Here is a 23366-nt window from a genome sequence, read left to right as displayed (position 1 = left end):
CTATTTTAGTTAGTTATTGTTAGTTAGCCTTTTATCTTAGTTGTTTCTTGTTCTTCTTCTTCATTCTTTTCCAACTTATCACCTAAAGTCTCATTGATAAAGTTGGTCATCTTTTTATATAAATGTAGCCTTGTATTTCCTCCGTAAATGCCATGATTCTTGTCAGGATATACCATCCATTCGAATTGCTTATCTGCCTGAATCAATGCTTCAACCATTCGCATGGTGTTTTGTAGATGCACATTATCATCACCAGACCCATGAATCAACAGGAAATCTCCTTTTAATTTATCCACATGATTTATTGGTGAATTTTCATCATAGCCACTTGGGTTTTCTTGTGGCGTGGTCATATAGCGTTCGGTGTAAATAGTATCATAAAACCTCCAGCTTGTTACTGGAGCAACTGCAATTGCCATTTTAAACACATCATTACCTTTAAAAAGGGCATTACTACTCATAAAACCACCATAACTCCAACCCCAAATTCCTATTCGAGATTCATCGATATAGGGTAAGGCTCCTAATTTTTTAGCTGCAGCTATTTGGTCTTCTACTTCGTATTTTCCTAATTCATTTTGAGTGACTTTCTTAAAGTCAGCACCTTTAAACCCTGTTCCCCTTCCATCCACACATGCTACAATATAGCCTTGCTGCGCTAACATTTGATACCAGTAGTCATTAGTGCCATTCCAACGATTGGCTACTTGTTGCGAACCTGGTCCAGAATATTGATACATAAACAGTGGATATTCCTTGGATTCATCAAAATTTGCTGGCTTAATCATCCACATATTCAAATCGTTGCCGTTGATATTTATAGTACTAAACTCTTTTTTAGAAGTCACAAAGTCCCCAACCTTTTGAGCTAATTTATCATTATCCTTTATCCCTTTTACCAGGTCTCCAGACTTTGCGTTATGTAAGGTATATTCTGGTGGCGATGTTGCACTTGAGTGTGTATTAATAAAATAAGAGAAATCAGCACTAAATGAAGCACTGTTGGTACCTTCAGATTTCGTAAGTCTCTTTTTGCCCTTACCGTTCAATTTAATGGTATAGACATCTCTATTGATTGAACCATTTTCAACAGATTGGTAGTAGATAGCATTTGCTTTTTCATTAAAACCATAATAATTGGTCACTTCCCAATTGCCTTTCGTCACTTGATTGATCAATTTACCATCTTTAGCATAATGGTAAATATGATTGTAACCATCTTTTTCACTCGTCCAAATAAAGCTATTATCTTTTAAAAACGTTAGGTTGAAAGTGACATCGATATAGGCTTTGTCTTTTTCAGCCAAAACCAAATCTGAAGTCATGGATTGCGTATTAATCATCCAAAGGTCTAATTCATTTTGGTGGCGATTCATATATTGCGCACTCAAAACACTAGGATCTTTGGTCCATTTTATTCTTGGAATATAGAAGTCTTCATAGGCTTTATCGACTTTTAAAGCTGATACATTTTTAGATTTCAAATCATATAAATGCAAGGATACTTTTGAGTTGGTTTCCCCTGCTTTTGGATACTTAAATACTTGTTGTGTTTGGTATAGACCAGATCCGAAGACATCCATAGAGAACTCAGGTACATCAGTCTCATCAAAACGGATAAAAGCAATTTGATCACTATTGGCGTTCCAATCAAAAGCCCTTACAAAACTAAATTCCTCTTCGTAAACCCAATCGGTAATACCATTGATTATCTTGTTCTTTAAGCCATCTGTTGTAATTTGTTCTATTTTTCCAGAACTTAGATCTTTGACATAAAGGTTATTTTCAAAACCGTAAGCTATTTTTTTGGCATCAGGAGACAATGTTGGTTCTTGAACCAAATCATCGGATACCTTGGTTAATTCTTTACTTTCAATATCATAAACATAGTATTCACCTAAACGCGAACGTCTAAATACGGGTACTTCGTTGGTGGTTAGGATGACTTTGGATTCATCTTCACTAAAGGTGTAATCAAAAAAACCTTGAATATCTTCAATATCGGCAGAAGAAACCAAGGTTTTTACTTTTTCTAAGGTTTTGTAGTCGTAAATATCTATTGTTGAAGTTCTTGTACTTCTATCAAAATTTAAGACTGAATACTGTTTACCGTTTTTCATGGAATGCAAAGCTTGCATTCTTTCTGTTCGAAATTCCCCATTCCAGATATCTTCGAGGGAGATTTGCTTGTTTTGACAATAAATTAAGGAGGTAGTTAAAAATCCAATAATGGCAATGACGTGTCTCAATTTCATAAATTTTCTATTTCAATAAAGCAATGCCAAGTTTACTAAAAATTATGCAAAAAACAGTGATTATTAACAGTAAATCGGCAATAACCATTGATAATGCACACAATTTATGCCAATCTAAGTATCTTTGCTTTCTAAAACTGATTAACCTATGCCAAACGCTATTTCTGGCTTTTCCAAACTTTCTAAATCTAAAAAGATTGAGTGGCTTTTAGAGACTTATTTTGACAATAAAGACACTGCACGTGACCTTGTGAAACAGTATTGGAATTCTAACGAGAAGCTGCAAAAGCTTCATGATGAGTTTATTGAGAACACCATTACCAATTACTATTTACCATTAGGCGTTGCTCCAAATTTCTCAATAAATAGCGAGCTATATACGATACCTATGGCTATCGAAGAAAGTTCTGTAGTAGCAGCAGCTAGCAAAGCGGCAAAATTTTGGTTGGATAGAGGTGGCTTTAAAGCCGAAGTGATTTCTACTGAAAAAATTGGCCAGGTTCATTTTATGTACAATGGCAATTTTGAAAAACTTAAATCATTTTTTGAAAGTGTAAAATCAAAATTAATTGCTTCTACTTCAGAAATTACCAAGAATATGGAACGACGGGGTGGAGGTATTCTAAATATTGAACTAAAAAATAAGTCTAAAGATTTAGACAACTACTATCAATTGCATGCAACGTTTGAAACGCTTGATGCTATGGGTGCAAATTTTATCAATTCATGTCTTGAGCAATTCGCAAAGACATTTAAAATAGAAGCTGAAACACATTTAAAGGATGATTTAGAAATTGTGATGAGTATCCTCTCCAATTATGTGCCAAATTGTTTGGTAAGAGCAGAAGTATCTTGTGAAATTTCCGAATTAAAAAGCAAGGATATTTCTAATCCTGAATTGTTCGCTCAAAAATTTAAGCAAGCCATTAGCATCGCAGAAACTGAACCTTACAGAGCCGTAACACATAACAAAGGCATAATGAATGGAATTGATGCTGTGGTTCTGGCAACTGGCAATGACTTTAGGGCTGTGGAGGCAGGTGTACATGCCTATGCCGCAAGAGATGGAAAGTATTCTAGTTTAACGCATTGCTCTATTGACGATGAGGTCTTTAAATTTTGGATTGAAATTCCACTCGCACTAGGAACCGTAGGTGGTCTAACAAGTCTACATCCTTTAGTGAAATTTTCGCTTGAAATGCTAAAAAGACCCACAGCGAAAGATTTGATGCAAATTGTTGCTGTTGCCGGATTGGCCCAGAATTTCGGTGCAGTAAAATCCTTGACCACTACTGGAATTCAAGAAGGACATATGAAAATGCACCTGATGAATATTCTCAATCAATTTGAAGCTACCCAAGATGAAAAAACAAAGCTAGTGGAGCATTTTAAAACCAATGTAGTCACGCACAGTGCTGTTGTTGAAGCCATTGAAAACCTGAGAAACTAAATGAAAACCTTTAGAAGTAATGGAAAGCTACTGCTTACAGGAGAATACGTGGTTTTAGATGGCGCAAAGGCTTTAGCTATTCCAACCAAATATGGGCAAAGCTTAACCGTTGAAAGGAACGATAACAATAACATTCATTGGAAAAGTCATGATGAATTGGGTACTGTTTGGTTTGAGGAAAAATTTAAACTTCATTGTGATGAGATTCCGAAACATACTTCGACTCCACTCAGTACAGAAGTTCAGAATGACAACTTTATTTCTGATAGACTGATACAAATACTAAATGCTGCAAAAGATTTAAATCCTAAGTTTTTGATTTCGAACCAAGGTTATACTATTATAACCCGTCAAGATTTTAATCGAAAATGGGGATTAGGGACATCATCAACTTTAATAAATAACATTGCAAATTGGGCAAATGTTGATGCCTATCAACTTTTAGAAAAGACTTTTGGAGGCAGTGGTTATGATATTGCGTGTGCCCAAAATAATACGCCCATAACTTATCAACTTAAAAACACTAAAAGTCCAATCGTAGAATCCGTCCAATTTAACCCTCATTTTAAAGATCATCTTTATTTTGTTTACCTCAACCAAAAACAAAATAGCAGAGATGGTATTAAGGCCTATAAGACGCTTAATAAAGTTGATGATAAAATCATAGGACGTATAAATACATTAACCGAATCGATAATTACTTGCCAAACACTTTCTGAGTTTGATACTCTTTTGGAAGCGCATGAAGCATTAATTTCAAATTTGATTGAACAAGAGACCATAAAATCTAGACTATTCAACGATTTTAATGGTGAAATAAAAAGCCTTGGTGCTTGGGGAGGGGATTTTGTTTTAGCGACTTCAGAAACCGATCCAACTACTTATTTTAGCACTAAAGGTTTCGGCACTGTTTTTCCCTATAAGGATATGGCCTTAAACTAAAAAAGGCCTTACATTTCTGTAAAGCCTTTTCATTTTTTATTATCTAACGACTAGTAAACCGTTTTTGCTCTATTATCTTCAATATCTGCAGCTTTTTCTAAAGCTTGGTACACTTTAGTCTGAACCGAATTTCTAATCGTTGTATTTAAACGATTCATTATCGATGTATAATTATCCAACTCTGTGGCCTCAGTTACCTTAGTTACTTCAATCATATACACACCTTTTTCACCGTCAATAAGTTGTGAAGATTCCCCTTGACCTAAACCAAATGCTGTACCAATAACCTTTGGCTCTGCACCTGCACCAGACAATGTTGTATTTTTTAAAGTTAAAGCCGCAGCTGTTCTCACAGTTTGACCTTGATTCTTGGCAATATCGTCTAATGTATTTGCCTTAATTTTTTCGCGAATCATTGTTGCTTTTTTCTCTTTTCTAATTTCAGGAGCAGCAATAACAGAAGCATCTTCAACACTCATCATTCCCTCGTCATTCTTTTCAACAACCTTGGCTACGATAAATCCAAAACCAGAAACAGGGAAGTTTTTATAGTCTCCAACATCAGTATCTTCCTCAAAAGCCCAACGTACTACTTGACGTTGACTTCCTAGACCAGGAATATTCTCATCTAATTCTTTAAATGTAATTGGTTTTGCGGTTAACTCTCGCTCTTTAGCCAATTCAGTGAATTCCCCATCTTTCGCGGCAATTTCAAACTTCGACATTTTATTGAACACATCCTGAAGTGTTTGATCCGATGGTTCTATCTTTCTAGCTAATGTGCCAATCTTATATGCATTGTTAACACTTTTTTGTTCTAATATTTCAATAACGTGATATCCAAAAGACGTTCCTACGACATCCACATCGCCTACCTTATTTTCAAGAGAAAAGGCTTTAAATTCCGGAGCCATACCAGCATTGTAAGCAAACTCAATCTCACCATCCTTTTCATTACTGACTTTATCAGAAGATAACTCCAACAAATCCATAAACTTAGTGCCACTTTTTATTTTTGCTAAGATGCTATCTGCAGTTGCTTTTGCTTGTTCTGGAGTTTTAGTCACCGATGCATCAGCTCTTTGTCCTCCAATATAAGGCACTAATATATGTCTTACCTTAACAGAATCTGGTAGTTGCTTCACAGCAATCATTTTGGAAAGTTTAAAATACTCACCATCTTTATATGGACCATAGTATTCACCTATTTCCAGATTCATCAAACTATCTTTTACCGTAGCTGATAATTCTGCTGACCTTAAAAATGAATCGTTGTATTTAATATCAGAATTTGAATTAATGAACTCTTCAATGTCTGCCGCAGAATCAAAACCAGGAATGGTATCCATGTTTTTACTACTTTCATTATATAAAGGTTGATCTGTCTTAAGTTTCAATAGACTTGCTATGATATCATCTTCATCTGCTTTAGAAGCTTCTTCCTTAAACTCAACATAAACCACTTCCCTACTAGCGTCTGCCTTAAACTTATCTTCGTGCGCTTTCATGTAAGCCTTAACATCAGACTTTGATACTTCTACCAAACTATCTGCTATAGATGTGTATGGAACTTGCACATAACGAATATCAGCAGTTTTAGCATCAGCTAAATACTCATCTTTAGCTTCTGCAATTGTAGCTCCCACACCAGCTTTTATCATATTATAATAAGTTTGCTGTATGGCATTAGAAGCAATAGTCTGTTCGTTATTAGCCCAGCTTTCATAGTTTACCAAAAAATTCCCTAATGGTGCAGTATCACCCTTGAGGTCTTTCAAATTGACAATAAAGGCATTTAGACGATTAACATCGAAGTTTCCGTTTTCATCTTGAAACTCTGGATAAGACTGAAAGCTGTTTTTCAATAAATTACGCATTTCATCTTTCTCAACAGACAATCCTAAAGCTTCATACTCATTCTCCATAACAATCTTGCGGAGTTCTTGACTGTAAATTGTATTCATAGCTTGTGTAGAGGTCACTCTTCCACCCACTCGATCTTGATAGTTTTTCACTTTCTGTTGAAAGTCAACTCTATCAATGTCCTGTCCATTCACAGTAGCCACGACACCCTGTGTATTGGAAAATGCATTTGGATTATCAATTACACCTTGAATAACAAATGCAAATAATGCCAATGCTATTACCAATATTAGGATTAATGAACGCTGTCTAATTTTATTTAAAATTGCCATAGTCTATCGTTTGATATAAATAAGGCTGCGAAAATAGTATTTTCTAGCAAATTATAAAAGGAGAAGTTCGGTTTTTATATGCTATTATTGCTATTAGTCCACTTCTAGAATCTTAAGCAAGACTACATCTATTTTTGTAGATGACACCTCCTCAATAGTAAACTTAAATTGAGCTACCATTACATCTTCATTTTCCTCTGGAATACCTTCTGTCTCATTAACGATCAACCCGCCTAAAGTTTCATAGGTTTCACTTTCAGGAAGATTTAATTTATAAGTCTCATTAATATAATCCACCTCTAAGCGCGCTGAGAATCTATAAGTATTTTCACCAACCTGCTCTTCGGTCATTTCCAGTGTATCATGTTCATCTTCGATTTCTCCAAATAGTTCTTCTATGATATCTTCAACAGTCATGATGCCTGACGTCCCTCCATATTCGTCAATGACAATGGCTATACTCTGTCTTTTCTTTGTTAAAATATTGAGAACATCTTTTATAAGAATAGTTTCTGGCACAAAGCTCACAGGGATAATTATGGACCTGATATTTTTCGGTTTTTTAAACAATTCAAAAGCGTGAACATAACCTAAAATATCATCAACATTGTTCTTATAAACGATGATTTTTGTTCTACCTGTATCAATGAATAGTTGCCTTAAATTTTCTATGGATTCTGAAATATCCACAGCGGTTATCTCTGTTCGAGGCACCATAACCTCTCTTGCCTTTACATCAGAAAATTCCAAAGCATTCTGGAATATTTGAATTTCGCTATCCACGTCGTCATGATCTTCTACGGATTCCATTTGCTCACTGATATAATTACCAAGTTCTACCTTAGTCATTGCTAATGCCACATCTTCGCCTTTGGCCTTAAACACGTTTTTTAAAATAGCATCAGAAATCCAAAGCACAAAATCGGAAATCCAATTAAACATGATATAAAAAATATAGGTTGGTAGCGCCAACACCTTCATTAAAGTATTCGCATAAATTTGAAAAAACACCTTAGGTAAAAATTCAGCCGTTATCAATATAACCAAAGTCGAAATGACGGTTTGTGTTAACAATTGAAAATCCGTAAGCAAACTAGTAAAAAAGACATTTTCCGTAGTAATAGCTTGGAACCACCTGATTAGTACATCACCCATTTTAAGCCCATAAATAACCAAAGCAATATTGTTGCCAATAAGCATAGTGGCAATATATTTTGAGGGCTTAGCCGTTAATCTTGTTAAGATTCTACCAAAAAAATCATCTTGCTTTTTTTCAAGTTCAATATGAATTTTGTTAGAAGATACATAGGCGATCTCCATACCCGAAAAAAAGGCTGAAAGCAAAAGCATAGTTACAATTATGACTATGTCTACAGTCATAAACTACTGTTTATTGCGGTCTTCAAACTTTTTTCTGAATCGCTTTCTAAAAAAGAACATAAATATGGCAAGTGCTGCAAAAAACAGGCTCATATAAGCACCATTTCTATCGGTACTCCATTCAGAAATAGCTTTATAAAGAAACAATACAGCTATGATAAGATAGGCATATTGAAAGAATTGAAGAATTTTCATGAGGTATGCAAAGTTTAGGGTACAAAGATAGTTAATTATCAAGTTCGAAATCGCCACCCATTTCTAACATTTGAAAGTTCTTGAAATCTTTATCGGCATCGAAGCCTATACCATGCAATGTTCCATATACCCATGGTTCATTGGTAAAAACCCATTCTAGTTTTTCGTTATAATACAATTGATCGGTGACCAAAGTTTCATTCTTGTGGGTTTTAATGGTAACGTTATCTCTGAGGTCTATGACATTTGTTGCTGTATAAAAGATGGCATACTTTGACCGAATGGTGGTTAAGTTATCGTCTTCATCATAAAGCTTAAGCAAAATGCCCTCAGGAAATTCCCTAAACGAAAAGTCTCTATTCGAATAGTCCAACATCTTAGGACTAATAAGATTAGCCAACAGATGGACAGTGTCTTTCTCTAATTCGGTATATTTTAAATCTATGTTCTCGGCTTCACCGACGGGTTGATTCTGCAGAACACCAACTTTTTGAACATCATCAAAATTATTTTCACATCCAAAAAACAAAGTCACAGCAAGGGCTGTGACTAAGTTTTTAATTATATGTGAATGTTTTATTCTCACTAAATACTAGGTACTTTAACCGAGCGTCCAATCCAGCATCCAACTTTTATTGTCTGTCCGGCATTACCTTCGGTAAATATATCTGACTTGGAAGGTGCACTAGCTCTATAACTCGCCGCTGTCTTTGCGGCTGCAGATTTTAAGCGACCATCTACTCGACCTGCTTTTTCAGCTTCTAAAGCTGCTAACCAAAACACAGCTCTCTTATTAAAGTTAGAGTCCCCACAATTATTAGCGCTCTTGGCATACATATTTGCAATTTGCAAATAAGGTGAACCGTCAGATGGATTTAGCTTTACTGCATCCATATAGTACTGTCTAGCTTTACTATAGCTTCCTTTAGCTTTAAGCTCTTGCGCCAACTTTTTATAAAGCTTCGCTTTTTTTAATGGATCTGTTTCTAGTTGTACTGTTTGGTCAAAATACTTTTGCTCTCCAGTTAATAAATAAAGATAAAACGCTGTATCTGCACTAGGTTCTATACTATTCTTTTGCTCTACAAGCTTTAAGAATAAAGGATCTTCCTTACATCCTTTGGCATACATACGGTTCATAGCACGTTGTAGCCAAACACCATCGTTTTTGTTCTCTTCGTAATTTTTTTGATATAATGGCACTAACACTTCACATGTAGCTCTATCTCCTAACTTCTTATCCATACTAGGGATAACCTGATCTTCAAAGGCCTTAATACTAGACTCGTAATATTTTTTCTGTCTTGACTCCTTTTTAGTTAAAGTTCCTCCAGATTCCTCTTTTTGCACTAATTTGTTAAGTCCAATTGTATTCTTTCCAACTATATTCTCTATGACCTCCAAAACATCATCATACTTATCAAACATTTTTTGTGCAGGCAGTTTACCAGCGTCAAATAAATCTACCGCAAGAGAAAAATAAGTATATAGCCCTTTCGCATTTGTAAAATTCTCCTTGTCCTTATTAAAGGCCTCATCAAACATTTTATAATCCTCTTCAAGAGACATGTTTAATTCTTTCTTGTATTTGTACATAAGGTTTGCCTTATCTACCATTACTTCAGCCAAATCATATTTAGAAGGAAAATGCTCTCTACTTTCATCATGAAGCTTCATTAAGTCCTTAATATGCGCTACTTGATCTGCTCCTGTAGAATTTTCAATTTTATGATTTAAAATCTTTTCACCATGTGCATAGATTGCTCTATTGAATTTTGGACACTTCTCGCGTACAATCTTCCATGGACCATAAGCGTCATCATATTTTTTGCTCTTCACATAACTATCAAATATTGATAGGTTATTCATACATTCCTCATCTTGCTGAGCAAAACTAATGTTAATACTTGCAAAAAATGCTAGTAACAGTAATGTAAATCTCGTCTTCATGTTTTTATAATTTTTGTTAGTCATACTTCCTTTGTCTAAACCATCGAGAGTTCAAAGATAAACTTAAGTTAAAGTTTATAAAATTCTCCTGAATTAAATTTTTGTCAGTCGTACCTCGTTTTCCAATTTCAAAGCCAACATTGGCGTTAGAAAAGAGTCTTCGATCTCCAACTGGTAAACCTAAACCAAAAGATATGCCAAACTCATTAATTGACTCATCATTTATGACTAAACCTGTATTCGCAAAGTTAAAACCGGCTCTGTAGACTACACGCTTAAAATAGCCTGAAAATGCATTATACCTAGGAATATAAAAGCCTCCCACCGAAATCTGGGATGCATCTTCGAAAGATGAATTATTATTTCTAAAAACAGGATTAGAAAAATCACCTGTATTTTGTAAGGTATACTCTGCACCAACAAACCAGGATTTTGGTTTACCCAGTCCTGCGCCAAATGATAATCTAGATGGTAAAGTTAATTCTGTATTTTCTAAATTCTGCGAAGCTAAATCTACATCTTGTGTTTGCCATACTCGAGCCACTTGGAATGTTCCACCATCTAATGACACTGTAGAAAAAGACCTTTCATTATCAGAAGTCAGCGTGCTCCCGGGTGCGTAAGTTGCTGTAGCTGATAATTCTAGTTGATCATTAATCATTGTCTTGTAAGCCAATCCAAAATTAAAGTTTACACCACTTAAATCCGATCTATTATTTTCTCGAGTTTGGTATTGCACCAATTCTCCCTCTGGCGTATATTTTATCTCAATGGCCTGATTCTGGATATTACCGAAGTTATAACTTATGTCCAAACCTGCACTTAACTTATCTGAAATCTGATAACCAAAGCCAGCAAACACCTTGTTAATTCCACCTTCACCATTAAAAAGACCTATCAAATCATTATTCTCATTAGCATCATCTATTTTGTAACCAACAGAGGTGTATGGTAATAGGCCAAATCCAAATCCAAATCTACCTACTGGAACAGATAATGCTAAATAGTCGAATGTGGAACTGTTAGTATTGGCATCTCCGGAGTTACTTTTTAATTTCACATCAGACATGGTACCTGCAACAGTAAACTTGACTGGTCTGCTTTCCCCATCAAAAGGATCAGCTGCTATATTTTTACTAACATATGATGCTGGATTTCTAAGATTAACATGGATACTGTCTAAATAAACGCTGATGCCTCCCATGCTTCTGTTTTCTACTGTTCCTTTAAATTTAAGGTCACCTATTCCGTAAAATGAATATGGCGAGGCCGTTCCTGTCTGGGCATAAGCACAAGAACCTATAATTGCAATACAAATTACAATGAGACGTTTTATCATTATTTTGAATTAAAATCTAGTATGAAATTCAAACCTTCTAATAGGAAATTTGAATTCGCAAATATGCTATTTTTTAATTGGTCTGACAAAAATTTGGCATCACCACCTGTTAAAATAACTGTTAAATCTTGATGATTCTTATTATATTGGTCAATTACACCATCAATTTCCTTAATAACACCTATAATAACACCAGAATGTATTGAGGATTCCGTGGAGTTACCTGTAATTGTCTTAGGTTGGTCTTTTTCTAATAACGGAAGATTGGCTGTTAAATTATGAAGTGCGTGGTAGCGCAACCTGATCCCAGGGGAAATTGCTCCTCCCAGGTATTCATTCCTATCTGTAACAAAATCGTAGGTTATGCAAGTTCCTGCATCAATAACTAATACGTTATTATTGGGAAACTGATTTACTGAAGCACTGACCAATGCAATTCGATCCACACCAAGCGTTTTAGGAGTTTTATAAAGATTCTGAAATGGTAATTTTAAACTATGATTCAGCTGAAGAACATTTAAATCCTTATCAATGATATCGGTCTGTGTTTTAGATAATTTGCCAACAGATGAGATGATACAGTTATTTAATTCAGTAAAGACTTTTTTTAAATTCTTATACTGTTTTTTAAATTCTGAAAGTTCAAAGCTTGTTTTGTGAGTCAATCGATCATTGTCAAAAACAGCAAACTTCACAAAGGTATTACCAACATCTACAATTAGATTCATAAGCTTTTGCAATTATGCAAATTTATAAAATCAAATTTTACAATTTTCTTTTTGGTAATACTAAAAATGAATTTATATTTGCATCCGCTTAATTAAGCAACTGGTGCCTTAGCTCAGTTGGTAGAGCAAAGGACTGAAAATCCTTGTGTCCCTGGTTCGATTCCTGGAGGCACCACCATCAAAAACCTGATTCGTATGAATCAGGTTTTTTGGTTTTAAAGCATGAAGACAAGGATAACATGTAATTTAAAGTAAGAAATAAATTACAAAATACGTTATTCAACGGTTTTTAAGTTAAAAAATGTTTTAAGGATAGTTTTTTTTCTAATTTTCTTAGACCAAATCTTTTAAAACTTAATCTACCATGAAAAAGTTATCTTTTACTTTATTAGCACTCCTGTGCTTCGTCTTTTCTTGTGAAACTGACCCAGATGTTAGTCCAGAAGTTGAGCAACAGATTTTTTATGCTTATGTAACTACAGCACAATTTTCAACTACCGAAAGCTTTATCATTGATTTTGAACAATTTAATCCGGGTGATATTGTGTCCGAAATATCTATAACAGATCCCTTTGAAAATGCTCAAGTTGCTGGTATAACAATGGCGTTTCCAAATAGTAATGCTGCCATGATCTTCGATTCTTCAAATCCGACTGGAGGAGATTACGATATTGGCACTCCCAATGAGAGTTACGGTGGACCTGGAATAGGAAATGGAGGAGCTAGTAATGATACTGCATTAGGCAATGTTCTAATCCTATCGGAAGATCTCGACTCAAATGACCCAGATGATATCTTTGAAGTTGGAGCAAGCTTCTATTTTGACTTTAGCGCTAATGCGAATGTAACACTGCATACTTTCGATATCTTAGACATTGAAGAATCTTCGAATCCAACGGTTGTTGCGTTATACGACTTAGATGGCAATATCCTTCTTAGTAAAGAAATCACACCTGGAGGTAATAATTCTAAAGTGAAAGTAGACCTAGAAAATACTTCTGGTGTTGCATTTATGGAAATAATTATGAATAGCTCTGGTGCTATTGATAATATCTCACTTGAATTAGAAACGGAAGAGAACTGCGTAGATTGTGATAGTAATATCACGCAATTAATGTTTGAATACGTGGGATTTTCACCACAAGCCATCGTAAGAATTGAAACTTCAGATGGTCAGCTTATCTTCGAAAACACACTACAAGTCAATGAAGAATTTACTGTGACTGGTAATAATACAGATGGCACCTTTAGTGACAGTATTGTACTATTTGTAGATGGTGAACAAGTAGATATACTAGCGACGGACTGTTCCGAAGTTATCGGTCCTGGATTATTTATTCCCGGTTTAGAAATTGTTTCAGGAACCACATTATCTGGTGGACAATTATGTCCTGTTGAAACAACGGGAGGTTAATTCTTAAATCTTATATCGTTATTAAAGGCATGTTTTAAAAAAAACATGCCTTTTTCTTTTTCACGTAGCACTACATATATTTTCAACAAAAAAACCAAAAAATAATATTCTTTGAACATCATAATTATTCATGCGCAAGTCATTGAAAATGAATAATTTAAAATACTCTTCACATAATTGAGTTTAGATTAACACTTCCGATGTTACAGTAAATAGATGCGCTATCAACTAATTTAGACTTTAAATAAAAATTGCCGCACAAAAACGCATGAGTCAATTAAACAAATACAGTAAAACCGTTACACAAGATTCTACGCAACCAGCAGCACAAGCTATGCTGCATGCTATAGGATTAACAAAGGAAGATTTTTTTAAACCCATAATAGGTATTGCAAGCACAGGTTACGAAGGTAATCCTTGCAATATGCACCTTAACGATTTGGCGAAACTTGTTAAAGAAGGTACTAAAAATGAGGATATAGTTGGATTAATTTTCAATACCATTGGTGTTAGTGATGGTATTTCCATGGGAACACCAGGCATGCGTTACTCTTTGCCGTCAAGGGATATTATTGCAGATTCTATGGAAACTGTAGTACAAGCGATGAGCTATGATGGTTTAGTCACGGTCGTAGGTTGCGACAAAAACATGCCAGGCGCCTTAATGGCTATGATCCGTTTAAACCGACCATCTATTTTGGTCTATGGTGGAACGATTGATTCTGGTTGTCATGATGGTAAAAAGCTTGACGTAGTTTCTGCATTTGAGGCATGGGGCAGCAAAGTAGCTGGTACAATGTCTGAAAATGAATACCAAAATATCGTCGAAAAAGCTTGTCCAGGAGCAGGTGCCTGTGGTGGTATGTATACAGCGAACACTATGGCCTCGTCCATTGAAGCCCTAGGTATGGCGCTACCTTTTAATTCTTCAAACCCTGCGTTAAGTAACGAAAAGAAACAAGAATCCATTCGTGCGGGAGAAGCGATGAGAGTGTTACTTGAGAAAGATATTAAACCTTCAGACATAATCACTCGAAAATCTTTAGAAAATGCTGTGAGATTAGTCACCATACTTGGTGGCTCCACAAATGCAGTGCTCCACTTTTTAGCCATTGCAAGAGCTGCTCAAATAGATTTCACACTTAAAGATTTTCAAGATATAAGTGATAACACACCATTTTTAGCAGATTTAAAACCTAGCGGTAAATACCTCATGGAAGATGTACATGCGGTAGGTGGTATTCCTGCAGTGATGAAATATTTACTCAAAAAAGGATTGATTCATGGCGATTGTTTAACTGTAACTGGCAAAACAATTGCAGAAAATTTATTGGATGTCCAAGATCTAACAGAAGGGCAAGACGTCATAAAACCAATCGAAAAACCTATCAAAATTTCTGGACATTTAAGAATGCTTTACGGTAATCTAGCCACAGAAGGCAGCGTAGCAAAAATAACTGGAAAAGAAGGTTTGTGCTTTAGAGGAGAAGCCAAAGTCTTTGAAGGGGAATATGCAGCTAATGATGGCATCAGAGATGGCAAAGTTGAAAAAGGAGACGTCGTTGTTATTCGTTATGAAGGTCCCAAAGGCGGTCCTGGAATGCCAGAAATGTTAAAACCTACTGCCGCAATAATGGGAGCTGGCCTAGGGAAAGATGTAGCACTAATAACTGATGGAAGATTCTCCGGGGGAACTCATGGTTTTGTTGTTGGACACATTACGCCAGAAGCACAAGAAGGCGGCACCATTGCTGTAGTAAAAGATGGAGACATCATTACTATAGACGCAGAAACCAATTCAATATCACTAGAAGTTTCTGAGGTAGAACTACAACAAAGACGAGCCAAATGGAAAGCACCAGACTTAAAGTTTGAACGTGGTGTACTCTATAAATATGCAAAAACTGTATCATCAGCATCAAAAGGCTGTGTAACAGATGAATTTTAAAGAACCAGCTGATGAAAGAAACTCAAACCATACAAAATCAAGTAAAAAGTTTGCAAACTACTGAACGCATTTCAGGAAGCGAAGCCATTATAAAATGTTTATTAGCAGAAGGTGTCGATATATTATATGGCTATCCTGGTGGAGCGATTATGCCAGTTTATGATGAATTGTACAAATATCAAGATAAGATTCATCATGTCTTAACACGTCACGAACAAGGCGCAACGCATGCAGCACAAGGCTATGCTCGTATTTCTGGGAAAGTTGGCGTAGCTATCGCCACATCCGGACCAGGAGCAACAAACCTAATTACTGGAATTGCAGATGCTCAAATAGATTCCACACCAATGGTTTGTATTACAGGACAAGTAGCATCGCACTTGTTGGGTAGTGATGCTTTTCAAGAAACCGATATTGTAGGTATTTCCACACCTGTAACGAAATGGAATCATCAAATCACCAAAGCTTCAGAAATTCCAGAAGTCTTAGCCAAAGCATTTTATATTGCTAAAAGTGGACGACCAGGTCCTGTCTTAATTGATATTACCAAAGATGCTCAATTTGAAGAATTTGATTTCAAGTACGAAAAATGTCATGGTGTTAGAAGTTATAAGCCTGTCCCACCAACAGATGAAAATTCATTAAAAGCGGCAGCAGAACTCATCAATAACGCAAAAAAACCTCTAATTGTTTGGGGACAAGGTGTTATTTTAGGAGAAGCTGAAGAAGAGTTTAAGGCCGTTGTTGAAAAAGCAGGAATACCATCTGCATGGACCATCTTAGGTGTATCCGCAATCCCAACATCTCATACTTTAAATGTAGGTATGGTTGGCATGCACGGTAACTACGCACCAAATGTGTTAACCAATGAGTGTGATGTATTGATTGCCATAGGAATGCGTTTCGATGATAGGGTTACAGGTAATTTAGAGACCTACGCTAAGCAAGCTAAGATTATTCATTTTGAAATCGACCCTGCCGAAGTTGATAAAAACGTAAAAACTGATATTGCTGTTCTTGGAAATGCGAAAACAAGTTTAAAAGCTCTATTGCCGTTATTGAATCCAAACTCACATAATGAGTGGCATCAAAAGTTTAAAGATTTATATAGCATAGAATACGAAAAAGTCATCAAAAATGATCTTCACCCAACCAAGGAAGGTCTTACTATGGGTGAAGTTTTAAAAGAAATCAACAAACAAACTCAAGGGGATGCAGCCATCGTAACTGATGTAGGACAACATCAGATGATCGCTTGTCGCTATGCCGAATTTAATAAAACAAAAAGTAACATTACCTCTGGTGGTTTAGGAACTATGGGCTTTGGCTTACCTGCTGCAATTGGTGCAAAAATGGCTGCTCCAGAAAGAGAAGTGATTTCTATCTGTGGTGATGGTGGTTACCAAATGACCATACAAGAATTGGGTACTATTTTTCAGCAAAAAGCTGCTGTAAAAATAGTTGTCCTTAACAATGACTTTTTAGGCATGGTTAGACAATGGCAACAACTATTTTTTGACAAACGCTACGCTTCAACTGAGATGACAAATCCAGATTTTGTAGCAATTGCAAAGGGCTATTACCTCAATGCGAAACGTGTTACAAAGCGTGAAGAATTGGCTGCAGCAGTAGAAGAAATGATAGCAAGTAAAGAACCGTATTTCCTAGAAGTATGCGTAGAAAAAGAAGATAATGTTTTTCCTATGATTCCATCAGGTGCAACAGTTTCAGATATAAGACTAGAATAATTATGGATAAAGAAATAAAACATTTTACAGTATCAATTTATACGGAGAACAACATTGGATTATTGAACAGGATTTCCGCAATTTTCCAACGCAGACATATCAACATAGAGAGTTTAAATACCTCAAGATCAGAAATTGATGGTGTTTCTAGATTCACTCTTGTGGTGAATATTGCAGAAGACCAAATGAAAAAAATCATTGGTCAGTTAGAACGACAGGTTGAAGTTATTAAGGCTTATTACCACACTGACGAAGAAACCATCTATCAAATTTCTGCCATATTTAAAATAAAATCGGATTTACTGTTCGAAGAGCGTCAGATTCAGAATATCATCAAAGAAAGTAATGCGCGAATCGTTACCGTCAATAGGGAATTCTTTGTTCTTGAAAAATCAGGAAGAAAAGAGGAAATCGATTTATTACATAGAGAATTAAGTGTCTTTGGAATTATGCAATTTACGCGTTCAGGGCGCATTGCAGTGACCAAAGATGAAATGAAAATATCAACAATGCTAGAAGCATTTCAACATTAAATTATAAAAAAATGTCAAATTATTTCAACACATTACCACTTAGAGAACAATTAGACCAATTAGGAAAATGCCGTTTTATGGAAGCTTCAGAATTTGAAGATGGCGTAAACGCATTAAAAGGAAAGAAAATTGTTATTATTGGTTGTGGTGCACAAGGTCTCAATCAAGGACTAAACATGAGAGATTCGGGATTGGATATTTCTTATGCGCTTCGTCAAGCAGCAATTGATGAAAAACGTGCTTCGTTCATTAATGCTTCAGAAAATGATTTTAATGTTGGAACCTACGAGGAATTAATTCCAACTGCAGATCTAGTTTTAAACTTAACACCAGACAAGCAACATTCTAATGTCGTTAAAGCAGTTATGCCATTAATGAAGCAAGGTGCGACTTTAAGTTACTCTCATGGTTTTAATATTGTTGAAGAAGGTACTAAAATTCGTGAAGACTTAACAGTAATCATGGTAGCACCTAAATGCCCTGGAACGGAAGTTAGAGAAGAATATAAACGTGGATTTGGTGTGCCAACTTTAATAGCAGTTCATCCAGAAAATGACCCAGAAAACAAGGGTTGGGCGCAAGCAAAAGCGTATGCCGTTGCCACTGGCGGACATCGCGCAGGTGTATTGGAATCTTCTTTTATAGCAGAGGTAAAGTCTGACTTAATGGGAGAACAAACCATTCTTTGTGGCTTATTGCAAACAGGAGCTATTCTGTCATTTGACAAAATGGTTGAAGAAGGTATAGAACCTGCCTATGCAGCTAAGTTAATTCAGTTTGGTTGGGAAACTATTACCGAAGCTTTAAAGCATGGCGGCATTACTAATATGATGGATAGACTTTCTAATCCTGCAAAAATTAAGGCCTTTGAATTATCGGAAGAATTGAAATCTATTATGCGTCCACTATTCGAAAAGCACATGGATGATATCATCTCAGGTCATTTTTCGAAAACTATGATGGAAGATTGGGTAAATGACGATGTTAACCTATTACAATGGCGAGCTGCAACGGGCGAAACTGCTTTTGAAAAAACAGCACTAACTACAGACCACATCTCAGGACAAGAATATTTCGATCATGGTGTTTTATTAGTTGCTTTTGTAAAATCTGGCGTTGAATTAGCATTCGAAACTATGGTAAGTGCAGGTATAATAGAAGATTCGGCGTACTATGAATCTTTACATGAATTGCCATTAATCGCCAATACTATTGCTAGAAAGAAATTATTCGAAATGAATCGTGTTATTTCTGATACTGCAGAATATGGTTGTTATTTATTTGATCATGCCTGTAAACCATTGCTTAAAGATTTTATGAAAACTGTAGATACATCTATCATCGGAAAACCATACAATACATCCAATGGTGTTGATAATATAGAACTGATTGCCGTAAATGATGCCATTAGAAATCATCCAATTGAAGATGTTGGTCAGCGTTTACGTGCTGCAATGACAGCCATGAAAGTTATTAAAACAGCTAAAGTGGAAGATACTGTTTTGGCTTAAATAAGAATTTTATCCTGAATTTGATTTAGGACATAACCGCATGGAAAATACCACAACAACATATAAGCCAACACTGCAAGCTGTTGAAGATGCTGCCGAAAAACTTAAAGGTGTTGCTTCCGTAACGCCTTTGATAAAAAATTCGCAATACTCAAAGCAATTTGGTGCCAATATATATTTTAAAAGAGAAGACCTTCAAGAGGTACGTTCTTATAAAATTCGCGGTGCATATAATAAAATCTCATCATTGAGTCCAACTCAAATTGAAAATGAGATTGTATGCGCTAGTGCAGGTAATCACGCTCAAGGTGTCGCTATTTCATGCAAGCTTTTAAAAATAAAAGGCACGATTTTTATGCCATCGCCAACACCTAACCAAAAAATTGAGCAGGTAAAAATGTTTGGCGAAGATTATATTGACGTGGTATTGGTTGGAGATACTTTTGACGATGCTTACTATGCAGCTATGACAGAATGCGAACGTCTTAGCAAAACATTCATCCATCCTTTTGATGACGAAAAGGTTATTGAGGGTCAGGCTACTGTTGGTTTGGAAATCATAGACCAAACGAAAGCACATCCTATTGATTATGTTTTTGTACCAATTGGAGGAGGTGGATTATCCGCTGGATTATCAAGTGTTTTTAAAGTGTTATCGCCACAAACAAGAATTATTGGTGTAGAGCCTAAAGGTGCACCTTCCATGCAGACTTCAATTAAAAACAATAGAAATACAACATTAAAATCCATAGAGAACTTTGTGGATGGTGCAGCTGTAAAACGTGTAGGCGATTTAAACTTTGCGATATGCAAAGAAAACCTACACGATGTAGCTACTGTAGCCGAAGGTAAAATTTGTCAGACTATCTTAGAGTTGTATAATAAAGATGCTATTGTTGTAGAACCTGCTGGTGCATTAAGCCTTTCTGCACTTGAACAATATGCCGACGATATAAAAGGTAAAAATGTGGTTTGTGTGATTAGCGGAAGCAATAATGATATTACACGTACTCCAGAAATCAAGGAACGTGCTCTACTCTATGCGAATCTAAAACATTACTTTATCATTAAGTTTCCTCAGCGTGCCGGAGCATTACGTGAGTTCGTTGTTGAAATATTAGGTCCAACAGATGACATTACACATTTTGAATACACTAAAAAAGTAAATCGAGAAAATGATGTTGCCGTTGTAGGTTTAGAGCTGAAACACCCTAGTGATTTAGACCCTTTAATCACTAAAATGAAACTTCATAACTTTTTTGGAGATTACCTAAATGATAAGCCAGATTTGTTTCAATTTTTAATATAATTGCTAAAAGAAAAATTAAGTGAAAGTACTTAAGTTTGGAGGCACATCAGTTGCCAATGCAGAAAATATTTCAAAAGTCATTTCGATTCTAGAGCGAGAAGCCAAAAAGAATAAAATAGCCGTTGTCGTCTCAGCACTTGGCGGCACCACGGATTTATTGATTGAAGCTGGAGAACTCGCTACAAAAAAAAATAATGACTACTTAAAGGTATTTCAACATATTTCCAAGCGGCACCAAGAAGCCGTTCAACAATTAATTAAAGGCCCTAAAAAAAGAACCGTTTTAAGGCAAATCGATGGTAAACTCGAGGCACTTAAACAAATTCTTCAAGGTGTTTATTTAATTAATGAATTTTCAGATAAAACAAGAGATAAGATTGTAAGTTTTGGTGAGTTGTTATCTTCTTACATTATCTCGGAAGCACTGCAACAGACCGTTAAAAAATCGGCTCTCAAAGACAGCAGAGAAATAATTGTAACAGATTCCGCACATACTAATGCCAATGTAAAAAGTAAAGAAACCACAACGGCTATTTCTAAGTTCTTCAAATCGAATAAAGACAAGATCGTAGTACTGCCTGGGTTTGTATCTAGGGATAAAGAGGGCAACACAACTACACTTGGACGCGGAGGATCTGATTATACGGCTGCTCTGATCGCTGCAGCTGTCAAAGCATCCGTTCTAGAAATTTGGACAGACGTTAGTGGTATGTATACTGCGAATCCTAAATTGGTAAAACAAGCCTTTTCCATAGCGCAAATTTCTTATCAAGAAGCCATGGAGCTTTCTCATTTTGGAGCCAAAGTATTGTATCCACCAACTGTTCAGCCTGCCCTACAGAAAAATATTCCTATTTATATAAAGAACACATTTGATCCCGAAGCAGAAGGCACCTTAATTACTAAAAAATCTAAAAGTAAGAATGGGCCAGTAAAAGGAATTAGCCATATTGAAAATATTGCATTGCTCACACTAGAAGGTAATGGAATGATTGGTGTTCCTGGATTTTCAAAGCGTTTATTTTCTGCATTGTCCAGAAGCAAAATCAATGTGGTACTCATCACACAAGCATCCTCAGAACATTCAATCTGTGTTGGTGTTTACAGTAACGATGCAAAAATGGCAAAAGCTGTAGTAGACAAAGAATTTGCATACGAGATTTCCCTGAAAAAAATTAAACCACTTCTAGTTGAAGCTGGTTTAGCTGTTATCGCAGTAGTTGGGGACAATATGAAAAGTCATCAAGGCATTAGCGGTAGGATGTTTAGATCGTTAGGTCAAAATAATGTTAACGTTAGAGCCATTGCGCAAGGTGCTTCAGAACGCAATATTTCTGCGGTCATTGCTCATAAAGATATTAAAAAGGCACTCGTAACCCTGCATAATACATTCTTCGAAAAACAAATTAAAACGCTCAATCTATTTATTGTTGGTGTGGGAAATGTAGGCGCTATCCTGTTGAATCAAATTAAACAACAACAGGCCTATTTAAATGAAAATTTATTATTGAATATCAAAGTCGTCGGAATAAGTAACTCCAAAAAAATGATATTCAATGAAAATGGCATTGACCTTACTACCTGGAGCGAAAAGATCAAGAAAGGGAAACCAAGAACGCACCAAACATTTTTTAAGGTCGTAAAAGACTTTAACTTAAGCAATAGCATCTTTATTGATGTTACAGCAAATGAAGATGTTGCCAAAACCTACAGGGATTACCTCAAAGAAAGTATTTCGGTCATTGCGTGTAATAAGATAGCTTGTTCTTCAAAATATTCAGATTATCTTGAACTTAAAGAACTATCGAGAAAGTATAACGCTTCCTTTCTATTTGAAACCAATGTGGGAGCAGGATTACCTGTTATTTACACCTTGAATAACTTAATCAATTCCGGAGATAAAATCACATCGATTCAAGCAGTATTGTCTGGAAGTTTGAACTTCATTTTTAATAATTTCAATGAAAAAACAAGCTTTTATGATGTGGTAAAACAAGCACAGGAAGAAGGCTATACAGAACCAGACCCTCGCATAGATTTAAGTGGTGTAGATGTAGCCAGAAAAATTTTGATTTTAGCTCGAGAAGCAGGTTTTAAAATAGATTTGAAACACATAACTAACGATTCATTTCTACCAAAAGATAGCCTAAAAGCAAAATCCGTTGCAGATTTTTACAAGACTCTCAAAACATACGCTTCACATTTTGAAGCCATTTATGCTTCAGCAAAAGAAAATGACTGCCAATTGAAGTACGTAGCAGAATTCAACAACGGTAAAGCTAAAGTTGGTCTAAAGGAAGTGAATAGTACGCATCCTTTTTATAACCTTCAAGGCAAGGACAATATTGTGCTTTTCTATACAACAAGATATCCAGAGCAGCCACTTATTATAAAAGGCGCTGGTGCTGGTGCAGAAGTTACAGCTTCTGGCTTATTCGCAGATATCATTACTTTAGGTAGAAATTAAAA

General features: G+C 35.7%; 17 protein-coding genes and 1 tRNA gene. 10 read left to right on the top strand and 8 right to left on the bottom strand.

Annotation, left to right across the window (positions count from 1 at the left end; translation table 11 throughout):
- Positions 1-23: 23 nt before the first annotated feature.
- Complete coding sequence (locus H7F21_RS04995; RefSeq protein ID WP_185788112.1) at positions 24-2255, bottom strand: S9 family peptidase; 2232 nt, start codon at positions 2253-2255, stop codon at positions 24-26.
- A 148-nt stretch (positions 2256-2403) separates the two neighbouring features.
- Between H7F21_RS04995 and H7F21_RS04990 the strand changes: the two genes are divergently transcribed.
- Both H7F21_RS04990 and H7F21_RS04985 read left to right on the top strand, forming a co-directional pair.
- A complete protein-coding gene (locus tag H7F21_RS04990) occupies positions 2404-3705 on the top strand; it encodes a hydroxymethylglutaryl-CoA reductase, degradative (RefSeq protein WP_185788111.1) in 1302 nt (433 codons plus the stop codon).
- Positions 3706-4647: a GYDIA family GHMP kinase gene (locus tag H7F21_RS04985; RefSeq protein ID WP_185788110.1), complete on the top strand. Its 942-nt coding sequence runs from the start codon at positions 3706-3708 to the stop codon at positions 4645-4647. It abuts the gene before it with no gap.
- Positions 4648-4697: 50 nt separating this feature from the next.
- On the opposite strand, the gene H7F21_RS04980 is transcribed toward H7F21_RS04985, so the two are convergent.
- From H7F21_RS04980 to H7F21_RS04950, 7 genes are all read right to left on the bottom strand, one after another.
- The gene (locus H7F21_RS04980) at positions 4698-6842 is read right to left on the bottom strand and encodes a peptidylprolyl isomerase (protein WP_185788109.1); all 2145 of its coding nucleotides are present in this window, start codon (positions 6840-6842) and stop codon (positions 4698-4700) included.
- 93 nt (positions 6843-6935) lie between these two features.
- Positions 6936-8222, bottom strand: coding sequence for a hemolysin family protein (locus H7F21_RS04975; RefSeq protein WP_185788108.1), 1287 nt, complete (start codon positions 8220-8222; stop codon positions 6936-6938).
- Between the two features lie 3 nt (positions 8223-8225).
- Positions 8226-8417, bottom strand: coding sequence for a hypothetical protein (locus tag H7F21_RS04970; RefSeq protein ID WP_185788107.1), 192 nt, complete (start codon positions 8415-8417; stop codon positions 8226-8228).
- 31 nt (positions 8418-8448) lie between these two features.
- Positions 8449-9003, bottom strand: a complete 555-nt coding sequence (gene lptC / locus H7F21_RS04965; RefSeq protein WP_185788106.1) for an LPS export ABC transporter periplasmic protein LptC — start codon at positions 9001-9003, stop codon at positions 8449-8451.
- Positions 9003-10367, bottom strand: a complete 1365-nt coding sequence (locus tag H7F21_RS04960) for a hypothetical protein (RefSeq protein ID WP_185788105.1) — start codon at positions 10365-10367, stop codon at positions 9003-9005. Before H7F21_RS04960 ends, lptC begins: the two co-directional genes overlap by 1 nt.
- 16 nt (positions 10368-10383) lie before the next feature.
- Entirely contained in the window at positions 10384-11706 is a 1323-nt protein-coding gene (bamG, locus tag H7F21_RS04955) for a BamG family beta-barrel-assembly machinery protein (protein ID WP_185788104.1), read from the bottom strand.
- Positions 11706-12434, bottom strand: coding sequence for a type III pantothenate kinase (locus H7F21_RS04950; protein WP_185788103.1), 729 nt, complete (start codon positions 12432-12434; stop codon positions 11706-11708). Before H7F21_RS04950 ends, bamG begins: the two co-directional genes overlap by 1 nt.
- Before the next feature lie 102 nt (positions 12435-12536).
- On the opposite strand from H7F21_RS04950, the gene H7F21_RS04945 reads away from it, so the two are divergent.
- The 8 genes from H7F21_RS04945 (at position 12537) to thrA (ending at position 23364) form a co-directional block, all read left to right on the top strand.
- A tRNA-Phe gene (locus H7F21_RS04945) sits at positions 12537-12612 on the top strand.
- A 186-nt stretch (positions 12613-12798) separates the two neighbouring features.
- Positions 12799-13848, top strand: coding sequence for a hypothetical protein (locus H7F21_RS04940; protein WP_185788102.1), 1050 nt, complete (start codon positions 12799-12801; stop codon positions 13846-13848).
- Positions 13849-14116: 268 nt separating this feature from the next.
- Positions 14117-15796 (top strand): dihydroxy-acid dehydratase, encoded by a 1680-nt coding sequence (gene ilvD, locus H7F21_RS04935; RefSeq protein WP_185788101.1) that lies wholly within the window; start codon positions 14117-14119, stop codon positions 15794-15796.
- An 11-nt stretch (positions 15797-15807) separates the two neighbouring features.
- A complete protein-coding gene (gene ilvB / locus H7F21_RS04930; protein WP_185788100.1) occupies positions 15808-17544 on the top strand; it encodes a biosynthetic-type acetolactate synthase large subunit in 1737 nt (578 codons plus the stop codon).
- Positions 17545-17546: 2 nt separating this feature from the next.
- Positions 17547-18077, top strand: a complete 531-nt coding sequence (gene ilvN, locus H7F21_RS04925; protein ID WP_185788099.1) for an acetolactate synthase small subunit — start codon at positions 17547-17549, stop codon at positions 18075-18077.
- Positions 18078-18088: 11 nt separating this feature from the next.
- A complete protein-coding gene (gene ilvC, locus H7F21_RS04920) occupies positions 18089-19588 on the top strand; it encodes a ketol-acid reductoisomerase (protein ID WP_185788098.1) in 1500 nt (499 codons plus the stop codon).
- Between the two features lie 40 nt (positions 19589-19628).
- Positions 19629-20897, top strand: a complete 1269-nt coding sequence (gene ilvA, locus H7F21_RS04915) for a threonine ammonia-lyase (protein ID WP_185788097.1) — start codon at positions 19629-19631, stop codon at positions 20895-20897.
- 19 nt (positions 20898-20916) lie between these two features.
- A complete protein-coding gene (gene thrA / locus H7F21_RS04910) occupies positions 20917-23364 on the top strand; it encodes a bifunctional aspartate kinase/homoserine dehydrogenase I (protein WP_185788096.1) in 2448 nt (815 codons plus the stop codon).
- Positions 23365-23366: the final 2 nt, after the last annotated feature.

Origin of the sequence: Winogradskyella flava (assembly GCF_014243395.1) — a bacterium.
Taxonomy (GTDB): Bacteria; Bacteroidota; Bacteroidia; order Flavobacteriales; family Flavobacteriaceae; genus Winogradskyella; species Winogradskyella flava.
This window is presented reverse-complemented; position numbering and strand designations above follow the sequence as displayed.